The sequence below is a fragment of the Rubrivivax benzoatilyticus JA2 = ATCC BAA-35 genome (assembly GCF_000190375.1).
GTDB lineage: Bacteria > Pseudomonadota > Gammaproteobacteria > Burkholderiales > Burkholderiaceae_C > Rubrivivax > Rubrivivax benzoatilyticus.
The window spans coordinates 122,030-142,882 of the sequence record NZ_AEWG01000076.1 but is presented as its reverse complement, the minus strand read 5'-3'; the positions used below and the strand labels follow the sequence as shown (position 1 = coordinate 142,882).

Annotated in this window: 18 protein-coding genes, 1 other RNA gene and 1 pseudogene; 10 read left to right on the top strand and 10 right to left on the bottom strand. The window is 70.2% G+C overall.

The window, feature by feature from the left end:
* A partial coding sequence (gene dnaX, locus RBXJA2T_RS09690) for a DNA polymerase III subunit gamma/tau (RefSeq protein WP_009857176.1) occupies window positions 1–1,133 on the bottom strand: 1,133 nt, incomplete at its 3' end.
* A 38-nt stretch (window positions 1,134–1,171) separates the two neighbouring features.
* On the opposite strand from dnaX, the gene RBXJA2T_RS09685 reads away from it, so the two are divergent.
* From RBXJA2T_RS09685 to RBXJA2T_RS09665, 6 genes are all read left to right on the top strand, one after another.
* Complete coding sequence (locus RBXJA2T_RS09685; RefSeq protein WP_009857175.1) at window positions 1,172–2,287, top strand: AIR synthase-related protein; 1,116 nt, start codon at window positions 1,172–1,174, stop codon at window positions 2,285–2,287.
* Window positions 2,288–2,357: 70 nt separating this feature from the next.
* An RNA gene (ffs, locus tag RBXJA2T_RS19785) (signal recognition particle sRNA small type) lies at window positions 2,358–2,455 on the top strand.
* A gap of 219 nt (window positions 2,456–2,674) precedes the next feature.
* Complete coding sequence (locus RBXJA2T_RS09680) at window positions 2,675–3,193, top strand: porin family protein (protein ID WP_237704876.1); 519 nt, start codon at window positions 2,675–2,677, stop codon at window positions 3,191–3,193.
* 238 nt (window positions 3,194–3,431) lie between these two features.
* On the top strand, window positions 3,432–4,160 hold the full coding sequence (locus tag RBXJA2T_RS09675; RefSeq protein WP_029718802.1) for a LytR/AlgR family response regulator transcription factor: 729 nt from the start codon (window positions 3,432–3,434) through the stop codon (window positions 4,158–4,160).
* Window positions 4,157–5,443, top strand: a complete 1,287-nt coding sequence (locus RBXJA2T_RS09670; protein WP_009857172.1) for a sensor histidine kinase — start codon at window positions 4,157–4,159, stop codon at window positions 5,441–5,443. The genes RBXJA2T_RS09675 and RBXJA2T_RS09670 overlap by 4 nt, the downstream gene beginning before the upstream one ends.
* Before the next feature lie 269 nt (window positions 5,444–5,712).
* Window positions 5,713–7,038, top strand: a complete 1,326-nt coding sequence (locus RBXJA2T_RS09665; RefSeq protein WP_029718803.1) for a metallophosphoesterase — start codon at window positions 5,713–5,715, stop codon at window positions 7,036–7,038.
* A gap of 28 nt (window positions 7,039–7,066) precedes the next feature.
* Here the strand turns inward: RBXJA2T_RS09665 and RBXJA2T_RS09660 are convergent, their stop codons facing one another.
* From RBXJA2T_RS09660 to RBXJA2T_RS09650, 3 genes are read right to left on the bottom strand one after another with little or no spacing between them, the layout of a single operon-like run.
* Window positions 7,067–9,439 (bottom strand): serine/threonine protein kinase, encoded by a 2,373-nt coding sequence (locus RBXJA2T_RS09660; RefSeq protein ID WP_009857170.1) that lies wholly within the window; start codon window positions 9,437–9,439, stop codon window positions 7,067–7,069.
* The gene (locus RBXJA2T_RS20715; protein ID WP_039956609.1) at window positions 9,436–9,813 is read right to left on the bottom strand and encodes a hypothetical protein; all 378 of its coding nucleotides are present in this window, start codon (window positions 9,811–9,813) and stop codon (window positions 9,436–9,438) included. Before RBXJA2T_RS20715 ends, RBXJA2T_RS09660 begins: the two co-directional genes overlap by 4 nt.
* Complete coding sequence (locus tag RBXJA2T_RS09650; RefSeq protein WP_039956608.1) at window positions 9,810–11,171, bottom strand: HDOD domain-containing protein; 1,362 nt, start codon at window positions 11,169–11,171, stop codon at window positions 9,810–9,812. Before RBXJA2T_RS09650 ends, RBXJA2T_RS20715 begins: the two co-directional genes overlap by 4 nt.
* A 236-nt stretch (window positions 11,172–11,407) precedes the next feature.
* On the opposite strand from RBXJA2T_RS09650, the gene trxA reads away from it, so the two are divergent.
* From trxA to RBXJA2T_RS09630, 4 genes are all read left to right on the top strand, one after another.
* Complete coding sequence (gene trxA, locus RBXJA2T_RS09645) at window positions 11,408–11,737, top strand: thioredoxin TrxA (protein WP_009857169.1); 330 nt, start codon at window positions 11,408–11,410, stop codon at window positions 11,735–11,737.
* 194 nt (window positions 11,738–11,931) lie between these two features.
* A complete protein-coding gene (gene rho, locus RBXJA2T_RS09640) occupies window positions 11,932–13,197 on the top strand; it encodes a transcription termination factor Rho (protein WP_009857168.1) in 1,266 nt (421 codons plus the stop codon).
* 153 nt (window positions 13,198–13,350) lie between these two features.
* Window positions 13,351–13,611 carry a type B 50S ribosomal protein L31 gene (locus RBXJA2T_RS09635; RefSeq protein WP_009857167.1) on the top strand — a complete coding sequence of 87 codons (261 nt, stop codon included), beginning with the start codon at window positions 13,351–13,353 and terminating at the stop codon, window positions 13,609–13,611.
* A 97-nt stretch (window positions 13,612–13,708) separates the two neighbouring features.
* Window positions 13,709–15,400: a glycosyltransferase family protein gene (locus RBXJA2T_RS09630; RefSeq protein WP_009857166.1), complete on the top strand. Its 1,692-nt coding sequence runs from the start codon at window positions 13,709–13,711 to the stop codon at window positions 15,398–15,400.
* Here RBXJA2T_RS09630 and phoR read toward each other — a convergent pair.
* The 6 genes and pseudogenes from phoR to pstC all read right to left on the bottom strand — a co-directional run bounded on the left by phoR (window position 15,358) and on the right by pstC (window position 20,812).
* A pseudogene (gene phoR, locus RBXJA2T_RS21015) lies at window positions 15,358–16,702 on the bottom strand (phosphate regulon sensor histidine kinase PhoR). The gene RBXJA2T_RS09630 and the pseudogene phoR sit on opposite strands and share 43 nt — an antisense overlap.
* Before the next feature lie 6 nt (window positions 16,703–16,708).
* Window positions 16,709–17,422, bottom strand: coding sequence for a phosphate regulon transcriptional regulator PhoB (gene phoB, locus RBXJA2T_RS09620; RefSeq protein ID WP_009857162.1), 714 nt, complete (start codon window positions 17,420–17,422; stop codon window positions 16,709–16,711).
* 16 nt (window positions 17,423–17,438) lie between these two features.
* Complete coding sequence (gene phoU, locus RBXJA2T_RS09615) at window positions 17,439–18,146, bottom strand: phosphate signaling complex protein PhoU (RefSeq protein WP_009857161.1); 708 nt, start codon at window positions 18,144–18,146, stop codon at window positions 17,439–17,441.
* Between the two features lie 25 nt (window positions 18,147–18,171).
* Window positions 18,172–18,957, bottom strand: a complete 786-nt coding sequence (gene pstB / locus RBXJA2T_RS09610; RefSeq protein ID WP_009857160.1) for a phosphate ABC transporter ATP-binding protein PstB — start codon at window positions 18,955–18,957, stop codon at window positions 18,172–18,174.
* Window positions 18,958–18,968: 11 nt separating this feature from the next.
* Window positions 18,969–19,838, bottom strand: coding sequence for a phosphate ABC transporter permease PstA (gene pstA, locus RBXJA2T_RS09605; RefSeq protein WP_009857159.1), 870 nt, complete (start codon window positions 19,836–19,838; stop codon window positions 18,969–18,971).
* On the bottom strand, window positions 19,835–20,812 hold the full coding sequence (gene pstC, locus RBXJA2T_RS09600; protein WP_009857158.1) for a phosphate ABC transporter permease PstC: 978 nt from the start codon (window positions 20,810–20,812) through the stop codon (window positions 19,835–19,837). The genes pstA and pstC overlap by 4 nt, the downstream gene beginning before the upstream one ends.
* Window positions 20,813–20,853: the final 41 nt, after the last annotated feature.

The window sequence follows — 20,853 nt, the reverse complement described above, 5'->3', positions numbered from 1 at the left end:
CGCGGCGCTTCGCGCGGCGGCACCGGCGCGGCGCCGGCCGGCGGGAAGGCCAGCAGGCGCAGCAGCACCATCGTCAGCGCGCCGTACTCGTCGCTCATCAGCGCCAACTCGCTGCGGCCGTGCAGCGCAATGCTGTAGAGCAGCTGCGTCTCGTCGGGCGGCAGCACGCCGGCCAGCGCACGCGCGTCCTCGGTGTCCGGGTCCTGCGCATCCAGCGCGCCGGGCACGGCCTGCTCGACGGCCATCTGCTGCAGCAGCGAGGCCAGCTCCTCCAGCGTCGCCGAGGCCGACAGCCCCATCGCACGCAGCGCGTCGACGGTGGCCAGCACCGCGGCGCCGTCGCGTGCGGCCAGCGCCTCGACCAGCCGGCGTGCATGGCCGCGATCGACGCTGCCGAGCATGGCGCGCACCACGGCTTCGTCGACACGCCCGCCGCCGTAGGCGATGGCCTGGTCGGTCAGCGACAGCGCGTCGCGCATCGAACCGCGCGCGGCGCGCGACAGCAGGCGCAGCGAGGGCTCGTCGTGCGGCACGTGCTCGGCGGCCAGCACCTTCTGCAGGTGCTCGTGCACGGTCTGCGGCGCCATCGGCCGCAGGTTGAACTGCAGGCAGCGCGACAGCACCGTCGGCAGCATCTTCTCGGGGTCGGTCGTCGCGAGCACGAACTTCAGGTACTCGGGCGGCTCCTCCAGCGTCTTCAGCAGCGCGTTGAAGGCGTCCTTCGTGAGCTGGTGCGCCTCGTCGATCATGAAGACCTTGAAGCGGCCGATGCCGGGCTTGTAGGCGGCGCGCTCGATCAGGTCGCGGATCTCGTCGATGCTGCGGTTGCTGGCCGCGTCGAGCTCGATGTAGTCGATGTAGCGGTCGGCGTCGATCTCGGTGCAGGCGCTGCAGACGCCGCAGGGATGCGCGGTGATGCCGCCGGTGCCGTCGGGCCCGGTGCAGTTCAGGCTCTTGGCCAGGATGCGCGAGACGGTGGTCTTGCCGATGCCGCGCGTGCCGGTGAAGAGGTAGGCGTGGTGCAGCCGCTGCTGCTCCAGCGCGTTGCTCAGCGCACGGACGACGTGCTCCTGGCCGACCATCTGGTCGAAGCTGCGGGGACGGTATTTGCGCGCGAGGACGACGTAGCTCACCGGGCCATTCTACGGGCGGGGGGCGATAATCCCGGCCCATGCAAGCACCCGCCAACACTCCGCTGAGCTACGAGCAGTCCGGCGTCGTCTACGACCTGATCGACCCGCTCAAAGTGGCCGCGCAGCGCGCCGCCGCCGCCACCGCCCCGCATCTCGCGGGCCACGGCTTCACCGAGGTGAAGGCCTCGCGCGGCGAATCCGCCTACGTCGTCGACGTCGGCCCGTTCTACCTCGCCAGCATCGTCGAATGCCTGGGCAGCAAGGCCCTGGTCGCCGACGAGATGCACAAGCTCACCGGCCGCAGCTATTACTCGGCAATCGCGCAGGACACGATCGCGATGGCGGTCAACGACCTGATCACCGTCGGCGCCACGCCGCTGGTCGTGCAGGCCTACTGGGCCGCCGGCGGCAGCGACTGGTTCGGCGACGCCGAACGCGCGCAGGCGCTGGTGGCCGGCTGGAAGGCCGCCTGCGACACCTGCCGCGTCGCCTGGGGCGGCGGCGAGACGCCGGCGCTGGCCGGCATCGTCGAGAGCGGCCGCATCGACCTGGCCGCCTCGTGCACCGGCATCGTCAACCCGAAGCAGCGCCTGTCGCTGGGCGACGAGCTGGAACCGGGCAACGCCATCGTGCTGCTGGCCTCCAGCGGCATCCACGCCAACGGCCTGAGCCTGGCGCGCAAGCTGGTCGAGCGCCTGCCCGAGGGCTACCTGACCGAGGTCGAACCGGGCCTGACGTACGGCGACGCGCTGCTCGCGCCGACGACGCTCTATTCGCCGGTCACCGAAGCGCTGGCCGCCGCCGGCGTGCGTGTGCGCTACGCCGCCAACATCACCGGCCACGGCTGGCGCAAGCTGCTGCGTCACCCGGGCAGCTTCACCTACCGCATCACGGCAGTGCCCAAGGTGACGCCGGTGCTGGCCTTCATCCAGCGCCACGCCGGCCAGGACGACGCCGAGGCCTACGGCACGCTGAACATGGGCGCGGGCTTCGCGCTCTACGTCGCCGCCGCGGACGCCGAGCGCACCGTCGAGATCGCGCGCGCCCAGGGCATCGAGGCCCTCGTCGCCGGCCGTGTCGAGGCCGGTCCGAAGCGCCTGAGCGTCGAGCCGCTGGGCATCGAGTGGGGCGACGACGCGCTGCAGCTGCGCTGACGAGGCCATGGCCCGCGGTGCCACCTGGGCACCGTCGGGCCGGCCGCGCACTGCGGCTAGAATGCGCCGTGACGGGCCTCCCCGCATGGGAGCGCGCCCAACCGGGTCAGGTGGGGAACCAAGCAGCCCTAAGCGTTGCAACCAGTGCCGGGGGTAAGGCTCGTCACCCTCCCTCTCTGACGCCAGCCGGCCCGCCATTGCGCGCCGCCGATGGCGCACCGGGGCTGCGATTTACGCACCCTGACACGGATCAAAAAGTCGACATGACACAGCCCCCTGCCCTCTGGCCGGGCGTTGACGTTCGCCGTTTCTATCTGTAATTTCGCGGCCCTGCAGGCTTTCGACCTGCAGCCAAAAAATCACAGGGAAACAATGAAGAAGATCGCAATGATCGCCGCCGCCGTTCTGGCCTGCGGCGCCGCGCAAGCTCAAACGAATGCCTCGCCGATTTACGGCGAAGTGGGCTATTCGATGCTGAACGCCGACGTCGCCGGCGTCGACCTCGACTTCGGCATGATCCGCGGCATCCTCGGCTACGAAATCCACCCGAATGTCGCCATCGAAGCCATGCTGGGCCTCGGCACTTCCGACGATTCGGTCAGCTTCGAAGGCGAAACCCTCAAGCTGAAGGTTCAGCGCACCTACGGCCTGTACGTCAAGCCGAAGGTCGAGGTCGCCGAGGGCCTGGAACTGTTCGGCCGCATCGGCTTCGCCGAAAGCAAGGTCAAGGCGACGGTCGTCGGCTACGGCAGCGCCTCGGACAGCGACAACGACTTCTCGTTCGGCGCCGGCGTGAAGTACACCTTCTCGAAGAACGTGTACGGCGTGCTGGATTACATGCGCTATTACAACAAGGACGACATCAAGGTCGACGGCTTCACCTTCGGCGTCGGCTACAAGTTCTGACCCCCACGTCGACCGACGTCACGGGCCCGCCACTGGCGGGCCTTTTTTCGTTCACCGTTCGCGTTGGCGTCTCACGCTATTACCGCGAGGCAATGCGCCGCCGCGAAACAAGACGCGGCCGACGCCCCGGCACCGGACACGGCCGCCGTTCGTCCGCCCGTTGCACCAGATTTCGCCACGGCGACCGGGGCATGCCGCGACAATGGGCGACCGCCCTCGCGGCGCGACGGCCGAACCGATGATCCGAATAGCGATTTGCGACGACGTCCCGGACGAACTGGAACACCTGTCGTCGCTGACTCGCCGCTACCTCGGCGAGCACGAGCTCGACGCGGAGGTCAGCACCTTCGCCCACCCCGACGCGCTGCTCGACGCCCTCGCGACGAAGAGCTTTCACCTCTACCTGCTGGACATCGTCATGCCGATGGTCAGCGGCCTGGAGCTCGGCCAGGAGATCCGCCGCGTCGACCGCGAGGCGCAGATCGTCTACACCACGACCGAGCCGCAGTTCGCGCTGCGCGCCTATGCCGCCCAGCCGCTGGCCTACCTCGTCAAGCCGATCGCCGAGGCGCCGCTGTTCGAGGCGCTGGCGCTGGCCGTCGCCAAGGCCGACGTGCACGATGACCGGACCTTCAGGGTGAAGAGCGGCGACGGCCTGCGTGTGCTGCGGCTGGCCGACATCGCCTGCTGCGAATACCAGGATCACACCGCCGCCGTCACCCTCAGGGACGGCGACCGGATCGTCAGCCGGACCTTCCGCGAGAGTTTCGCGGAGCACTGCGCGCCGCTGCTCGAGGACCGCCGCTTCGTGCAGTGCCACGCGGCCTACGTCGTCAACCTGCGCCACGTCGAGCGCTTCAGCCGGGACAGCTTCTCGCTGCGCCACGGCAAGCTCGTGCCGATCGCCGAAAAACGCTACGCGGCGGTGCGCGACGCGTACCTGGATGATCTGGCGGGGCGGCCTTGAGCGAGCATTTTCCGGATCTGCTACGGGCGCTCGTCACCGACGTCATGCTGATACTGCTGCTGTGCACGATGGCGATGCCGAAGTATCGCGACAAGAGAATCTACATCGCGGCGACGGCACTGATTCTGGCGGCGAACCTCGGCGCGAACTATTACTTCTATCTGAACGGAGACTACACCGCGGTCTTCTACGTCGATCTGGCGATGCTGCTCGTCATCGCCATCGTGATGAAACCGCTGTTCAGCGACAGCGTCATGCAGTGGTGTTTCAGCTACATCACCATGATCAATATCTACGCGGCGATCGTCTTCCTCAGCTACTACTTCCGGGCGGTGCTGCCCGATCCAGAGTACGGCAACACGCTGCTGCGCTTTCTCCTGTTCGCGGCGGTGATCCTGGCCTTTCGCCGCTGGGTGTCGGCGCTGTACCGGCGGGTGCTGGACAACTGGCCGGTCTACATCCTGCCGGCGACGGCGCTGCTGCTGTGTTTTCTCGGCCACTTCTTCGGCGGCGACATCCAGCAGATGCTGACGGACAACGGCTCGCCGCTGTTCTTGCTGACCCTGCTCGGCCTGTCGATCTACGTCGCCATCGTGCATTCGCTGAAGACGATCACGGCGCAGTACCGGATGCGTGAACACCACCTCGTGATCGCGGCCGAGCGCCAGTATCTGCAGCTGGCGACGACGGGCATGGCGGCGCGGCTGCAGCTGATGGAAACGGCGGCGCTGCAGAACAGCCGCGCGGCGCACGACCGTCGCCACTTCAACCACGTGCTGCAAGGCCTGCTCGAGCGCGGCCAGACGGCCGAAGCCACCGCCCTGCTGCGCAGCGAGGACCGGCCGGCGCCCGAACTCGCCAGGGTGTTCTGCGAGAACCCGGTGGTGAACGCGGCGGTCAGCCACTACGCCGGCCTCGCCGAGCAGGCCGGCATCCGCACCGAGATCAGCCTCGAGGTGCCGGCCGAACTGAAGGTCGACGCGCTGGCGCTGTCGATGGTGGTGTCGAACCTGATGGAGAACGCGCTGCAGGCCTGCACGCGCCTGCCCGAGGGGCAGACGCCTTACCTGCGCTTCATCGCCCGCAACGCCGGACGGCTGCTGCTCGAGATCGAGAACTCTTGCAGCGCCGACACCGCGCTCGACGACGCCGGCCAGCCGGTCGTGCGGCGCGAAGGCCATGGCATCGGCAGCCGGAGCGTCGCGGCCTTCGCCAAGACACACGACGCGGAGCTGCTGTACCGCGTCGAGAACGGTTCGTTCCGCGTCCGGCTGCTGATCTAGAGCGGCCCGCGGGGTGTTGTCCGAGCGCAAGCCGCGAACACCCCGAGGACAACCCGACAGAGGATTCGGGAACTGTTCACGACATACCCGGATAAGGCCGCGACGGCGAATTCCGGAGTATTCGCCGCGGGATTTCAAAGCCCCGCCCGAAAAACCGCTTTTGAGTGCAAAAGCCGACCGCTGAAGTGCACCCGCAATTTCCCGCAGGGGTGCGCGCTAGCATTTGGAGCATATCTTCAGAAGACACCCGCCGGTTGTCGGAGGTCCACATGACTTTCTCCCGCAGAAACTTCCTCAAGACCCTCGGCGCCGGCACCGGCGCGTGCCTCGCGACGCTGAATCTCTCCGGCTGCTGGGACGACGGCTCCGAACCGGCGTCGGACGCCACCCCGCTGTGGGCCGCCGGCAGCAGCCGCGACAAGATCGTCGTCATCAGCGATCTGCACCTGGGCATCGACGACCGCTACACCGAGACGCTGGACAACCGGCCGCTGCTGGTCAGGTTCCTGCAGTGCCTGCAGAACACCCGGGACGTGCGCGAGCTGGTCATCGCCGGGGACTTCCTCGACGAATGGTTCCTGCCGGTCGACTACCCGAGCCACACCGACCAGGTGCAGTTCTACCGGGACGTCATCGCGAACAACGTCGAGGTCTTCAAGGAACTGAACCGGGTGATCTCCAGCGGCATCCGGCTGGTCTACGTGCCCGGCAACCACGACCTGACGCTCGAAGCCGCCGTGCTGCAGGCCGCGATCCCGCGCCTGGTGCAGGCCCGCGACGTCCGCGGGCTCGGCGCCTACTACACCGGCGACCGCCGCGAGATCGTCATCGAGCACGGCCACCGCTACGACGTGTTCTCGGCGCCGGACACGCTGACCAATGCCGAGCTCTGCGGCAACGCCGACACCTTCCTGCCCGCCGGCTACTTCTACGCGCGCTACGCCGCCACCTGGGTGCTGCAGGACAAGCCCAGCGTGCCGAAGATCCTGCCGACGGTCACGAACATCCCCGACGAGTCGGACGTGGACCAGTACGGGGCCTTCCTCTACCACTCGGTGCTGAGGGACATCTCGACGCGCATGACGCCCTACCAGGGCGTCGAGGAAAAGATCTTCGACATGCGCATCTGCGGCTTCAACGACCGCTACAGCTATCTGGACTTCTATCCGGCGCAGCAGGCCGACGGCACGATCACCGCGCCGGTGCTGTTCCGCAACATCCAGCGCACCTGGGCCGACCGGCAGACGCTCAACGGCGTGAAGGTGCCCAGCAGCTTCGTCAGCGCGGTCAAGGGCGCGATCAAGTACGAGTACTTCTACGCCCAGGCCCGCGCGCAGTACCTCGAGAACCCCGACGAGAACGTCGACGTCGTCGTCTTCGGCCACACCCACGTGCCCTCATACCGCGACCTGGGCGGCGGCAAGTGCTACCTCAACTCCGGCACCTGGGTCGACGACAACGTCGACTACGACAGGGCCCCGCGCACCTTCGTGGTCCTGTCGACCGGCGCCAGCGGCCAGAAGGCGGTCCTGAGCTTCGTCGACGAAGGCACGGTGAACGACATCACCGCGAGCGTCTCCGGCCACGACGAGTGACGGCGACGGCGCCGCCGCGAGGCGGCGCTCAGCCGCGCTGGCGAAAGGCCATCACCGCCTGGTTGCGCAGCGTGCGCAGCAGCGCCAGTTCCTTCTCGCCGAGCCCGGGCGTGCCGGGCTCGGCCTTGTCGGCGTAGATCAGCGCGAAGGTCGAGTTCTTCAGCGTCATCGGCAGCAGCAGGAACGACGGCGCCGCCACCTGCTCGCGATACCAGGCCGGCAGCCGGGCGACGATGTTGGCGGCGGTGGCGTCGGCGATCAGCGTGTCCATGCCCTTGGCGCAGACGGCGGCGAACAGGTCCGGCGTCGGGCCGGGGCGCAGCGGCACGCGGAAGACGCGGCTCACCGCGTCGACGCCTTCGCCCAGCCCGAAGCGGCCGGTCAGCGTCTCGGTCTTCGGGTCGCGCAGGCAGAAGACGATGCGGCGGAAGTCCAGCGCCCGGTACATGGTCTCCAGCACCATGCGCAGCACCTCGTTGAGCCGGAAGTCGTCGGCGACCATGGTGTTGGTGATGTCCTGGATGCCGGCGGCGAGCACGTCGACCATCGCCGGCGGCGCCGGCGCGACGCGGCCCTGGGTGTCCTGCGCCACGGCCACGGTCTGGGCGTCGAGCTGCAGGGCGGACAGCGTGTCGGCCTCCTCGGCCGGGGCCTGCGCCTGCAGCAGCCGCCGCGCGCGCGCGCCGCGTGCGGTCTGCACGCCCATCGCCGGCACCAGTTCGGCCAGGCGCTGGCGCGCGGTGTCGGCAGCCTTGACGATGTCGCGCGCGGCCATGCCCAGCCCCGGCGCGTAGCGCGCGCCGAGCTCGGCCAGGCGCTCGGGCAGCGCCTCGGGCTCGAGGAACAGCATCGCGTCGGCCATCTCGTTGCCCAGCCGGCCGAGCCAGCGCTGGCGCTCGACGCCGCGCTCGACCGGGCGCGCGGGCGCCTCGCCCTCGGGCGCGCGCATCGTGCGCAGCAGCGTCTCGGGCAGCCCCCAGGAGCGCGCGATGCCGACGCCCAGCTCCTCGAAGCCGATGCCCAGCACCCGTGCGGCCGCCGCCTCGTGCACCCGGGCCGGCGCGTCGCGGCCGTCGAGCAGGCCGCGGATCTGCTCGGCCTCCTCGGGGAAGTAGTACTCGGTCAGCATGCGGCCGAGGTTCTGGAACATCGAGCCGAGGAAGGTCTCCTCGCCGTCGCGCGCGCCGGCGCTCAGCTCGTCGGCCAGCGTGCCGGCCATCAGCGCCCGCAGGAACTCCTCCTTGAGCTGGCTGGCGTGCGCCTTGTCGCGCATGTGCTCGAGCAGCACCAGCGACAACGCCATGTCGCGGATCGTCGCGAAGCCGACCAGCGCGACGGCGCGCGAGACCGTGCTGACGGCGCCGCCGGCGGTGCTGAAGTGGGCGGTGTTGACGACACGCAGCAGCTTGTTGGTCAGCGCGACGTCCTTGAGGATCTCGGCCGACAGCCGCGCCAGCGTGTCGGTCTCGGAGGTGGCCACGCGCTGGATGCGCACCACCGACTCCGACAGCGCCGGGAAGTCGCCCTTGCGGCGCATGCGGCGCAGCAGGAAGTCCAGCGTGCCGTGGCCGGCCGCGGCCGGCGACTCGGCGTCGGTGTCCGGGTCCAGCCAGCGCGTCAGCGCCGCGTGCAGTTCCTGCACCGAGGCGTAACGCAGGCGGGTGTCGCGTTCGAGCGCGCGGCGCACGGCGGCACGCAGCGTGTCCTCCACCGGCGCCTGCGCCGGGATGTCGAGGTCCTCGTGCTGCACACGCTCGATCGCCCGGCGCGGGTCGCGCTCGGGCAGCAGCCGCGTGCCGCCCAGCATCTCGCCGAGCACGACGCCGGCGGAGAAGACGTCGAGCGCCGGGGTCGGGCGTTCGCCGCGCGCCGCCTCGGGCGACAGATAGCCCGGCGTGCCGACGATGACGCCGCGGTGGGCGCCGCCGGCATCCAGCCGGGTGGCGATGCCGAAGTCCATCACCCGCGGCCGGCCGTCCTCGCCGAGCAGCACGTTCGACGGCTTGAGGTCGCGGTGCACGATGCCCTGGGCGTGCGCCGCAGCCAGCGCGTCGAGGATGCCCAGCATCAGCGTCACCGCCTCGCGCGCCGGCAGCGCGCCGCGCTCGCGCAGCGTCTCGGCCAGGGTGCGGCCCGGCACGTACTCGAAGACGAAGTACGGCTGGCTGCCGTGGCGGTCGGCCTCGAAGACCGGCACGACGTTCGGGTGGCTCAGACGGCTGACGCTGCGCGCCTCGTGCAGCCAGGCATCGACATCGCTGCCGCCGGCGCCGGCGTTGAGCAGCTTGAGCGCGACCTCGCGGTCGAGCCGGGGATCGTGGGCCAGCCAGACGCTGGCCTGGGCCCCGCGGCCGAGTTCACGGCGCAGCTCGAAGCGCCCGACGCGGGCCCCGGGTGTCACGCGCGGCCACCCGTCGCGGCCGGGCGCGCCGGCGGCGGCTCGGCGCCGGCCGGGCGCAACGAGGCCGCGACCGCGTCCTGCAGCTCCTTGGCCGACAGCCCCAGCGCACGCGCGTAACGCAGCGCGACGCGCTGCAGCGCCGGGCCGCTCGCCGCCCCCGCCGTCGCGAGCACGTCGACGATCTCGTTGCCGGCGCTGGCGACCTGGCGCAGCAGCTCGGTGTCGTCGTCGGCATGGCGCACCGGCGTCTCCAGCGGCAGCCGGCGGATCATGTGCAGCACCGTGTCGTCCAGGCCCCAGTGGCGGGCGACGGCGAGTCCCAGCGACTCGACGTCGATGCCCAGCACGGCGAAGGCCGCAGCCTGCTCGTTCATGCCCGGGTCTCGCGCTCGGCGCCCGGTGCCGGCAGCATCAGGCGGCGGATCTGCTGCGCCTCGTCGGGGAAGTGGTACTGCAGCACCAGCCGGCCGAGGTTCTGCAGCATCGCGAGCAGCGTCACGACCTCGGCGTCGTAACCCGCCGGGCGCAGCGCCGCGGCGATGCGCCCGGCGCGCTTGACCTGGGCGATCAGCTGCAGCAGGTCGGCCGCGGCGTGCTCGGACAGCGGCCCCGGCCAGGGGCGCAGCGCGGTCGCCGCGCGGCGCACGCCGTCGATGCCCAGCATCGCGATCGCGCGGCGCACCGTCAGCACCGGCCCGCTGCCCGAGACCTGGGCACCACGCACGTGGGCGGTGTTGACGGCGCGCAGCAGCTCGAAGGCCAGCGCCAGATCCTGCAGCGCGACCTCGGCGATCTCGTCGGTGCGCTGGCGCTCCATCGCGCCCAGCCGGTTCAGCCGCCCGGCGGCACCGGGCTGCGCCGGCAGCACGCCGGCGGCGCGCAGCCGGTCGGACAGCAGCGCCAGCGCGCCGCCGCCGCCGGCCTCGGTCTCGATCCAGCCTTCGAGCGCCCGCGACAGCGTGCGGGCGGTGCGGTAACGCTGGCGCTCCTGGCGGTCGGTGGCGCGGTTGACGATGGCGCGCAGCGGCTCGGGCACCAGCTGCGCGGTCGCCCAGGGCAGGCGGACGATCTCCCGCCCCAGCGGCGGCAGGCGTTCGACGACGCGGCCGGTGTCGGGCTCGTCCAGCGCGTGCTGGCCGGCCAGCGCATGGTGCAGCAGCAGGCCGGCGGCGAGAACGTCGCGCTGGGAGGCGTCACGCTGGCCGGCCAGCGTCGGCGCCGCACCGGTCGGGGCGGCGACCTCGAGCCCGGCCAGCCGCACGCGGCCCTGGTCGTCGGCCAGCACGGCAAAACCCTGCAGATCCTGGTGCGCGACGCCGGCCTGGTGCGCGAAGGCCAGCCCGGCCAGCAGCTGCACGAAGATCCCGGCGCATTCGGACGCCGGCAGGCCCTGCGGGCCGACGCGCTCGCCCAGCGTGGCCAGATCGTCGGCGTCGTAGGCGACATAGGGCCAGCCGTCCTGGACGCCGATGTCCACGGCGACGGCCAGATGGGGATGCTGCAGCCGCGAGGCACGCTGCACGGTCTCGGTCCAGCGTTCGAGCGCCGCGAGGTCGGCCGGCTGCGCCCTGGGCAGCAGCAGCAGCAGCTCGCGCCCGCCCCGCGTGTCGGCGACCCGCCAGGCCATCGTGCGCTCGCTCTTGCCGACGAGCCGCAGCAGTTGGTAGGAGCCGAAGTGGCGCACCGCACCCGCGCGCGGCGTCGCCTCCGTGGCTGGAACGGGGTTGGACATGTTGGCGATTGGAATCCGCGGACGGCCGGCACGATAACCCGATGTGCCGGGCGAATCGCGCCCAGTTCGTGGGCGCCGCCGCGCCCCTGGGCTATCGCGGCGATAGCCGCAGGCGGCACGGCGCCGCCGGGGCTTTGTGCAAGAATCCGCCGGCCCTGCCCGCCGTCCGCTGCGGGCCGTCCTCCCTCCCAGCGCCCGCCTGCCGGCCTCACCGCGGCACCCGGAGACCAATCCCCATGAGCAGCGAATTGATCAAGCACGTCACCGATGCGTCGTTCTCCAGCGACGTCCTGCAGTCCGACAAGCCCGTCCTCGTCGACTACTGGGCCGAGTGGTGCGGCCCCTGCAAGATGATCGCCCCGGTGCTCGACGAACTGGCGCCGGCCTACGACGGCCGCCTGCAGATCGCCAAGATGAACGTCGACGAGAACCGCGAAGTGCCGGCCAAGTTCGGCATCCGCGGCATCCCGACGCTGATGATCTTCAAGGGCGGCCAGCTCGCCGCGACCAAGGTCGGCGCGCTTTCCAAGGCACAACTGTCGGCCTTCATCGACAGCCATCTATAATGCGTCCGATCGGCGCCTGAGCAGCACGCTCGCCGGCGCCGACGGTACGCCCCCCGCCCCGCTGCCGCCGGCTCACCCGCCGGCCTCCTGATCGGCAGCGATTCGCGGGCCAGGCTCCCCCCTTCAGCCTCTCGACGCCTCGGCGCCCTGCCCCGACCACGGGCACGCGCCACGCGTGACCAGGGTCTCGACCCATGCATCTGTCCGAACTGAAAGCGCAGCACGTCTCCGAGCTCATCAAGATGGGCGAAGCGCTGGAAATCGAGAACGTCGCCCGCCTGCGCAAGCAGGAGCTGATGTTCGCGATCATGAAAAAGCGCGCGAAGGCCGGTGAACAGGTCTTCGGCGACGGCGTGCTCGAAGTCCTGCCCGACGGCTTCGGCTTCCTGCGCTCGATCGAAGCCAGCTACATGGCCTCGACCGACGACATCTACCTGTCGCCGAGCCAGATCCGCCGCTTCAACCTGCACACCGGCGACATGGTCGAAGGCGAGGTGCGGGTACCCAAGGACGGCGAGCGCTACTTCGCCCTCGTGAAGGTCGACCGCGTCAACGGCGTGACCCCGGAGGAGAGCAAGCACAAGATCATGTTCGAGAACTTGACGCCGCTCTTCCCGAAAGAGCAGTTCAAGCTCGAGCGCGACAACCTCAAGGGCGAGGAGAACATCACCGGTCGCATCATCGACCTCATCGCCCCGATCGGCAAAGGCCAGCGCGCGCTGCTCGTCGCCCAGCCCAAGACCGGCAAGACGGTGATGATGCAGCACCTGGCGCACGCCATCGTCGCCAACCACCCCGAGGTGCACCTGATCGTGCTGCTCGTCGACGAGCGGCCCGAGGAAGTGACCGAGATGCTGCGCACCGTGCGCGGCGAGGTCATCAGCTCGACCTTCGACGAGCCCGCCGCGCGCCACGTGCAGGTCGCCGAGATGGTGATCGAGCGCGCCAAGCGCCTGGTCGAGCTGAAGAAGGACGTCGTGATCCTGCTCGACTCGATCACCCGCCTGGCCCGCGCCTACAACAACGTCCTGCCCTCGTCGGGCAAGGTGCTGACCGGCGGCGTCGACGCCAACGCGCTGCAGCGCCCGAAGCGTTTCTTCGGTGCCGCGCGCAACGTCGAGGAAGGCGGCTCGCTGACGATCATCGGCACCGCGCTGATCGACACCGGCAGCCGCATGGACGAGGTGATCTACGAAGAGTTCAAGGGCACCGGCAACTGCGAGATCCACCTCGATCGCCGCATGGCCGAGAAGCGCGTCTACCCGTCGATCCTGATCAACAAGTCGGGCACCCGCCGCGAGGAGCTGCTGCTCAAGCCGGAGATCCTCCAGAAGACCTGGATCCTGCGCAAGCTGCTCTACCCGATGGACGAGATCGAGGCGATGGAGTTCATCCTCGACAAGATGAAGGCGACCAAGAACAACCTGGACTTCTTCGACATGATGCGAAGAGGCGGGTGAGCCGGACCGGCTCGAGTCGTCTTCCGCGCGCCCCGGGCGCGCACACGGGGCCCCAAGGGGCCCCGTTTCACGCTAGAATCAGCGGTTTTTCCGCCACCGGGCAAGTGCGCCGATGTTTCGGCGTGGCTGCCACACCTGCACTCGAGAGGCACCATGAAAGAAGGCATCCACCCGAACTACCGCGAGGTCTGCTTCCAGGACCTGTCCAACGGCTTCAAGTTCGTGACGCGTTCGTGCGTTCAGACCAAGGAAACGATCAAGCTGGACGACGGCCGTGAACTGCCGCTGGTGAAGCTCGAAACGACGAGCGAGACGCACCCGTTCTACACCGGTACGCAAAAGAGCGTGGACAACCTGGGCGGCCGCGTCGAGAAGTTCCGCAACAAGTTCGCGCGCATCGGCCTCAAGAAGTGAGGCATGCCCGCCGGGGCCGGCTCTCGGCCCCCGCAGGACAAGGCAGCCTCGGCTGCCTTTTCTTTTTCCGGCCGTCTTCAAGCATCATCGTCCCCCGGTGAGCAGCCCCAATCCCGCCCTCGTCACCCAGCGCGGCGCACGCTCCCTGCCGCGGCTGGCCCTGCTGGTGTTCTGCGCGGCCTACGTGCTGCCGGGCGTCTTCCATCGCGACCCCTGGCGCAACGCCGACCTCGTCGCCTACGGCGTGATGGCAGCCATCGCCGAGGGCCGCACGACCTGGCTGTCACCGACACTCGGCGGCGTGGGCGCCGACGCGGCGCTGCTGCCGCACTGGCTGGGCGCGCTGGCGATCCAGTGGCTGGGGCCGCTGTTCGGCGACGGCGCCTTCGCCGCGCGCATCCCGTTCGCGCTGCTGCTGGCGCTGGCGATGGTGCTGGTCTGGTACACCACCTACTACCTCGCCCGCACCCAGGCGGCGCAGCCGGTGGCCTTCGCCTTCGGCGGCGAGGCGGACCCGGTGGACTACGCGCGCGCGATCGCCGACGGCGCGCTGCTGGCGCTGATCGCCACGCTGGGCCTGCTGCAGCTGGGCCACGAGACGACGCCCGAGCTCGGGCAGCTGGTCGGCATGGGCCTGTTCATGCTCGCGCTGGCGATCGCGCCGTTCCGGCGCTGGCAGCCGCGCGTGGCCGTCGTCGCCGCGCTGCTGGTGCTGGCCGGCAGCGGCGCGCCGTCGCTTGCGCTGGGTGTCGGCCTGGGCGGCATGCTGGTCTGCTGGCGCTCGGCCTACGACAGCGTGCGCCGCTTCGTGCCCTGGGTGGCCGCGGCGACGCTGGCCTCGGCGGCGCTGGCCGCCTGGCTGGGCGCCTGGCACTGGCGCGCCTCCTGGCCCGACGCCGACGACCCCGCGACGCTGGCGCGCCAGTGGGCCTGGTTCCTGTGGCCGGCCTGGCCGCTGGTGCTGTGGACGCTGTGGCAGTGGCGCCGCCACCTGACGCACCGCCACATCTCGGTGCCGCTGGTCACGGTCGTCGTCGCGATGGTCTCGGCCATCGCCACGAACATGAACGACCGCGTGCTGATGCTGGCCATCCCCGGGCTGGCGGTGCTGGCGGCGTTCGCGCTGCCGACGCTCAAGCGCGCGAGCTCGGCGGCGATCGACTGGTTCTCGATGTTCTTCTTCACGTTCGGGGCGGTCGCGATCTGGTTCTTCTACGTCGCGATGCAGACCGGCGTGCCGGCCAAGCCGGCGGCCAACGCGCTGCGCCTGGTGCCGGGCTTCACGGTGCGCTTCGAACCCGTCGAGCTGGCCTTCGCCGCGGCCGGCACGCTGGCCTGGCTGTGGCTGCTGCGCTGGCGCACCGGCCGCCACCGCGAGGCGCTGTGGAAGAGCATGGTCATCCCGGCCGGCGGCGTGGCGCTGTGCTGGCTGCTGATGATGACGCTGTGGCGTGCGCCGCTGGACTACGCGCGCAGCTCGCGGCCCGAGATCGAGCAGATGCAGCATCACCTGCCCGCCGGCAGCTGCCTCGCGGCACCGGCGGCGCCGGCGGTCGCGGTCGCGGCGCTGGAGGTCTTCGGCCGCTACCGCGTCGACGCCCGGCCCGACGCCGCCGGCGGCGACTGCGGGCATCTGCTGTACCGCGTGCGGGGCCTGAAGGCGCCGCCGGCGCCGGCCGGCTGGCAGCACGTCGCCACCTTCCAGCGCATGAACGACCGCGGTGAACGCCTGGCGCTGTACCGGCGTCAGCCGACCGCGGCCGGCGAGGCGGCCGCCGCGACACGCTGACGCAGCCGCGCCGCCGGGAACACCAGCCTGAAGCACGAGCCCTTGCCGGGCTCGCTGCGCACGTCGATCTCGCCGCCGTGGCGCTGCACGACGTGCTTGACGATCGACAGCCCCCAGCCCGGTGCCGCCGGTCTCGCGCGAGCGGCTGCCGTCGACGCGGTAGAAACGTTCGGTCAGCCGCGGCAGGTGCTCGCGCGCGATGCCGACGCCGGTGTCGGCGACCTCGATCTCGGCGCTGCCGTCGTCGCGGGCGTGAAAACGCAGGTCGATGCGGCCGCCTTCGGGCGTGTAGCGCACGGCGTTGCCGACGAGGTTGCCGATCGCGCTGAGCAGCTCGGTCTCGCTGCCGGCGATCTCGAAGTCCTCGCCGCCGGCGGCGTCGATCTCGTGGCGGCCGGCCGACAGCGCGCGGCCGTCGGCCTCGGCGCGGCGCAGCAGCGCGGACACCGATGACCAGCGGTCCGGCGGCGGCCGCGGGCTGCCTTCGAGCTGCGCCAGCGTCAGCAGGTCGGCCACCAGGGCCTGCATGCGGTCGGTCTGCTGCGCCATCAGCTTGAGCACACGCTCGCGCTCGACCGGCGTCAGCGGCAGCGAGGCCATGGTCTCGACGAAGCCGGCGAGCACCGTCAGCGGCGTGCGGATCTCGTGCGAGACGTTGGCGACGAAGTCGCGCCGCATCGCGTCGGCCCGTTCGCGCTCGGTGACGTCCAGCGACAGCACCAGGCGCAGGCCTTCGCCGTACTCGCGCACGATGACCGAGAAGCTGCGCCGGCCCAGCGGGTCGACGAGGGACAGCGTGTCGGAGAAGTCGCCGGCCTGCAGGAACTGCACGAAGGCCGGCTGGCGCACGAGGTTGGTGACGCGCTGGCGCCGGTCGCGCACCGGGTCGAGGCCGAAGTGGTCGGCGGCCACCGAGTTGCACCACTCGATCTGGCCGCCGGCGTCGAGCAGCATGACGCCGTTGGGCGAAGCCTCGATCGCCGACAGGAACTGCTCCAGGCGCTCGCGCTCGCGTTCGATCTGCGCCTCGCGCTGGCGCAGCGCGCGCTCGACCCGGTAGCCGAGCTCACCCCAGAAACCGGTATCGCGCGGCGCGCCACGCGCCTGGTCGCCGCGCAGCCAGCCCAGCAGACGCCGGCCGCGCCAGCCCTCGACCGCGGCCGCCAGCGCAGCGAAGAAGGCGGCGCCCAGCGGCGCGCCCAGGCCGGGCTGGCCGACGGAGCGCCCGACGACGTCACCGACCAGCGCACCGAGCGCGCCGGCGAGCATCGCCCAGACGGCGCGCGACAGCAGTGCACCCATGAGGGATCAGGCGGCGACGCTGCCCAGCTGCTGCGTCATGCGGTAGCCCGCACCACGCACGGTCTCGATCAGCGCCGAACACTGCGCCGGCGCCAGCGCCTCGCGCAGGCGCTTGACGTGCACGTCGACCGTGCGCTCCTCGATGAACACGTGGTCGCCCCAGACGCGGTCGAGCAGCTGCGCGCGGCTGTGCACACGCTCGGGGTGCGTCATCAGGAAGTGCAGCAGGCGGAACTCGGTCGGGCCCATCTTGACCTCGCGCAGCTCGCCGTCGACGCGGCGCGTGACGCGGCGCGTGGCCGGGTCCAGGCGCAGGCCGGCGACCTCGACCGGGCTGTCCAGCGCCTCGGGCGCCTTGCGCCGCAGCACGGCACGCATGCGCGCCAGCAGCTCCTTCGGCGAGAACGGCTTGGTCAGGTAGTCGTCGGCGCCGGCGTCGAGGCCGGCGATCTTGTCGGCCTCCTCGTTGCGCGCCGTCAGCATGATGATCGGGATCTCGCGCGTGCGCGTCTCGGCACGCCAGCGGCGCGCCAGCTGCAGCCCGCTCTGGCCGGGCAGCATCCAGTCGACGAGCACCAGGTCGGGCAGCACGCGGTCGACGGCGGCCTGGGCCTGGTCGGCCGTGGCGGCGACCGTGACCTCGTAGCCGGCGTGGCGCAGGTTGATCGAGATGAGTTCGGCGATCGCCGATTCGTCTTCGACGACGAGAACGTGGCTCATCGTGCCTCCTTGTGCCTCAGCGCACGACGTTCTCGACCGCCTCGACCGAGGCGTGCCGCACGTCCGTGCCCTTGACGACGTAGATGATGGCTTCGGCGAGGTTCTTGGCGTGGTCGCCCACCCGCTCGATGGCCTTGGCGACGAAGACCAGGTCGATGCTCGAGGAGATCGTGCGCGGGTCTTCCATCATGTAGGTGATCAGCTTGCGCAGCAGGCCGTCGAACTCCTGGTCGATCTGGTCGTCCTGCTTGAGTACCTCGAGCGCACGCGCGGTGTCCAGGCGGGCAAAGGCGTCGAGGGCCTTGCGCAGCTGGGCGAGCGCCAGGTTGGCCTCGAAGTCCAGGTCGGCCACCGGCAGGCGCAGCCGGCTGGAGACGCCGGTGTTGATCAGGCGCTGCACGGTGCGCGCGATGCGCGCGGCCTCGTCGCCGACACGCTCGAGGTTGCCGATCGTGCGGCTGACGGCGATCAGCAGGCGCAGGTCGCGCGCGGTCGGCTGGCGGCGGGCGATGATCGCCGACAGGTCGCGGTCGATCTCGACCTCGAACTGGTTGACCCGCTCCTCCTGCTGCAGCACCTGCGAGGCGGTCTCGCCGCTGAACTGCGTCAGCGCGTAGATCGCCTGCGCGACCTGGGCCTCGACGAGGCCGCCCATCTCCAGCACGCGGTTGGAGATGCCGCTGAGCTCGGCGTCGAATTGCGTCGAAAGGTGTTTGTCGGTCATGGTCGGGTCCTCGACGCGGGGGGCATCAACCGAAGCGGCCGGTGATGTAGTCCTCGGTGTCCTTCTTCTTCGGCTTCATGAAGATGTCGGTCGTGGCGCCGAACTCGACCAGGTCGCCGAGGTACATGTAGGCGGTGTAGTCGGAGCAGCGCGCCGCCTGCTGCATGTTGTGGGTGACGATCATCACCGTGTAGTCGGCCTTGAGCTCGTGGATCAGCTCCTCGATCTTGCCGGTGGAGATCGGGTCCAGCGCCGAGCAGGGTTCGTCGAGCAGCAGCACCTCGGGCTTGATGGCGATGCCGCGCGCGATGCACAGGCGCTGCTGCTGGCCGCCCGAGAGGCCGGCGCCGCTCTGGCCGAGCTTGTCCTTGACCTCGTTCCACAGCGCCGCCTTCTTCAGCGCCCACTCGACACGCTCGTCCATCTCGACGCGCGGCAGCGACTCGAACAGCCGCACGCCGAAGGCGATGTTGTCGTAGATCGACATCGGGAACGGCGTCGGCTTCTGGAACACCATGCCGACCTTGGCGCGGATCAGCGAGACGTCGGTCTTGCTGCCGAGGATGTTCTCGCCGTCGAGCAGGATCTCGCCCTCGGCGCGCTGCTCCGGGTAGAGCTCGAACATGCGGTTGAAGGTGCGCAGCAGCGTGCTCTTGCCGCAGCCCGACGGGCCGATGAAGGCCGTGACCTTGCGCTCGGGGATGTCGAGGTTGATGCGCTTCAACGCATGGAAGTTGCCGTAATAGAAGTTCAGGTCGCGCACCGAGATCTTGACCTTCTCGGTGGTCGGCAGGTCGACGGGTCGGTCCATCGCGGAGAGCCTTATTGCTTGTTGCGGAACAGCACGCGGGCGAGGATGTTCAGCCCGAGCACGCCCAGCGTGATGAGGAAGACGCCGGCCCACGCGAGCTTCTGCCAGTTCTCGTAGGGGCTCATCGCGAACTTGAAGATCGTCACCGGCAGACTGGCCATCGGCTGGCTGACGTCCAGCGTGAAGAACTGGTTGGACAGCGCGGTGAACAGCAGCGGTGCGGTCTCGCCGGAGATGCGCGCCAGCGCCAGCAGCACGCCGGTGACGACGCCGGCCAGCGAGGCCTTCAGCGTCACCGAGGCGATGACCTTCCACTTCGGCGTGCCCAGCGCGTAGGCGGCTTCGCGCAGCGAGTTCGGGATCAGGCCGAGCATGGTCGCCGTCGTGCGCACGACGACCGGGATGACGATCAGCGCCAGCGCCAGCACGCCGGCGAAGGCCGAGAAGCTGCGGGTGTGCGCCACCACCGCCGAGTAGACGAACAGGCCGATGACGATCGACGGCGCGGACAGCAGGATGTCGTTGATGAACTCGGTGGTGCGGCCCAGCCAGGTGCGCTGGCCGTACTCGGAGAGGTAGATGCCGCAGAGCACGCCGATCGGCGTGCCCAGCAGCGTCGCCAGACCGACCATGACCAGCGAGCCCACGATGGCGTTGGCCAGGCCGCCGGTCTCGGCCAGCGGCGGCGGCGTCGAGACGGTGAAGACCTGCAGCGTCAGCCCGGCATAGCCCAGGCGCACGGTCTCGACGAGGATCCAGACCAGCCAGAAGACGCCGAAGGCCATCGCCGCCAGCGCCAGCGTCAGCGCGATGACGTTGACGCGCTTGCGCCGCGCGTGCATGGCCAGGCGGCCGGCGCCGAAGGAGTCGGCGAGGCTCATGAACGGCTCCCTTCACCCTTGCGCAGCCGCACCAGCAGCAGGCGCGAGAAGGCCAGGACGACGAAGGTGATGAGGAACAGCACGAGGCCCAGGTAGATCAGCGAGGCCTGGTGCAGGCCGGCCTCGGCTTCGGCGAACTCGTTGGCCAGCGCCGAGGTGATGCTGTTGGCGGCCTCGAACAGCGACAGCGAGTCGAGCTGGTTGAAGTTGCCGATGACGAAGGTGACGGCCATCGTCTCGCCGAGCGCGCGGCCCAGGCCGAGCATGATGCCGCCGACGACGCCGGTCTTGGTGTAGGGCAGCACGACCTTCCAGACGACCTCCCAGGTCGTCGCGCCCAGGCCGTAAGCCGATTCCTTGAGCAGCGGCGGCGTGACGTCGAAGACGTCGCGCATCGTCGCGGCGATGAACGGGATCACCATGATCGCGAGGATGATCCCCGCCGACAGGATGCCGATGCCCACCGGCGGGCCGCTGAACAGCGCGCCGAGCACCGGCACCTCGCCGAAGAGCGACTGCAGCGGGCCCTGGACGTAGGTGGCCAGGATCGGCCCGAAGACCAGCAGACCCCACATGCCGTAGACGATCGACGGCACCGCGGCGAGCAGCTCGATGGCCGTGCCCAGCGGCCGCTTCAGCCACTTGGGCGCCAGCTCGGTGAGGAACAGCGCGATGCCGAAGCTCACCGGCACCGCGATCAGCAGCGCGATCAGCGAGGTGGCGATCGTGCCGTAGATCATCACCAGGCCGCCGAACTTCTGCTGCACCGGGTCCCAGTCCTTGGACCAGAGGAAACCCAGGCCGAACTCCTGGATCGCCGGCGCAGCGCCGATCAGCAGCGAGATGATGATGCCGGCCAGCAGCGCCAGCGTGAGAAGCGCGGCGCCATGGGCCAGCGCCGAGAACAGCGCGTCGGCCCAGGGACCGTCCCGCCGCTTGCGCGGCGGCTGGCCCTTCGGGGCCGCTCGTGCCATGTCGCGATCCTGCTCGTAGGGAGTCGCGGGGAGTGTAGCGG

Coding starts and splice junctions, on each gene's coding strand:
- pstA (WP_009857159.1), bottom strand. CDS start 19,838: ATGAGCCTCGCCGACTCCTTCGGCGCCGGCCGCCTGGCCATGCACGCG.
- RBXJA2T_RS09665 (WP_029718803.1), top strand. CDS start 5,713: ATGACTTTCTCCCGCAGAAACTTCCTCAAGACCCTCGGCGCCGGCACC.
- pstB (WP_009857160.1), bottom strand. CDS start 18,957: ATGGACCGACCCGTCGACCTGCCGACCACCGAGAAGGTCAAGATCTCG.
- RBXJA2T_RS09685 (WP_009857175.1), top strand. CDS start 1,172: ATGCAAGCACCCGCCAACACTCCGCTGAGCTACGAGCAGTCCGGCGTC.
- RBXJA2T_RS20715 (WP_039956609.1), bottom strand. CDS start 9,813: ATGAACGAGCAGGCTGCGGCCTTCGCCGTGCTGGGCATCGACGTCGAG.
- rho (WP_009857168.1), top strand. CDS start 11,932: ATGCATCTGTCCGAACTGAAAGCGCAGCACGTCTCCGAGCTCATCAAG.
- trxA (WP_009857169.1), top strand. CDS start 11,408: ATGAGCAGCGAATTGATCAAGCACGTCACCGATGCGTCGTTCTCCAGC.
- pstC (WP_009857158.1), bottom strand. CDS start 20,812: ATGGCACGAGCGGCCCCGAAGGGCCAGCCGCCGCGCAAGCGGCGGGAC.
- RBXJA2T_RS09650 (WP_039956608.1), bottom strand. CDS start 11,171: ATGTCCAACCCCGTTCCAGCCACGGAGGCGACGCCGCGCGCGGGTGCG.
- phoB (WP_009857162.1), bottom strand. CDS start 17,422: ATGAGCCACGTTCTCGTCGTCGAAGACGAATCGGCGATCGCCGAACTC.
- RBXJA2T_RS09635 (WP_009857167.1), top strand. CDS start 13,351: ATGAAAGAAGGCATCCACCCGAACTACCGCGAGGTCTGCTTCCAGGAC.
- RBXJA2T_RS09675 (WP_029718802.1), top strand. CDS start 3,432: ATGATCCGAATAGCGATTTGCGACGACGTCCCGGACGAACTGGAACAC.
- RBXJA2T_RS09680 (WP_237704876.1), top strand. CDS start 2,675: ATGATCGCCGCCGCCGTTCTGGCCTGCGGCGCCGCGCAAGCTCAAACG.
- phoU (WP_009857161.1), bottom strand. CDS start 18,146: ATGACCGACAAACACCTTTCGACGCAATTCGACGCCGAGCTCAGCGGC.